At 73.2% G+C, this 365-nt stretch carries 1 pseudogene; it reads left to right on the top strand.

Annotation, left to right across the window (positions count from 1 at the left end):
* Window positions 1-365 (top strand): annotated as a pseudogene (locus OOT08_RS15345) (hypothetical protein); the annotation flags it as partial.

Below are 365 nucleotides of genomic sequence, written 5' to 3'. Positions count from 1 at the left end.
GCACCCGGGCCCTCGCACAGGGGGCGGGTGCGCTCCGCGATGGGACCCGGGATGCGGTCACCGGCTCCCGGCAGCTCTCGCAGGGGGCCGAGGCGCTCCGGGCCGGGGCGGAGCGCCTGAACACCCGGGTCGCGGACGGCACCCCGGATGTGCAGGCGCTCAACGAGGGAGCGCGACGGCTGGACGCCGGGCTCGCCGAGTATGTGCCCGGGGTCGTCAGTCTCGCGCAGGGCGCAATCGACCTTCAAGAGCAAACGCTCCCCCTCTTCGCGGGCCTCCGGGATCTGGAAGAGATCCCGGACCTGTTCTGGCAGGTGCCCGGGGAGCTCGCGAACGCAACCGACGCCATCCAGGGATCGGTCACG

It is taken from the genome of Leucobacter sp. M11, from assembly GCF_035726885.1.
Lineage (GTDB): Bacteria > Actinomycetota > Actinomycetes > Actinomycetales > Microbacteriaceae > JAPFRB01.
Note: the sequence above shows the minus strand (reverse complement) of the source record. Positions and strands in the feature narration are given on the sequence as shown.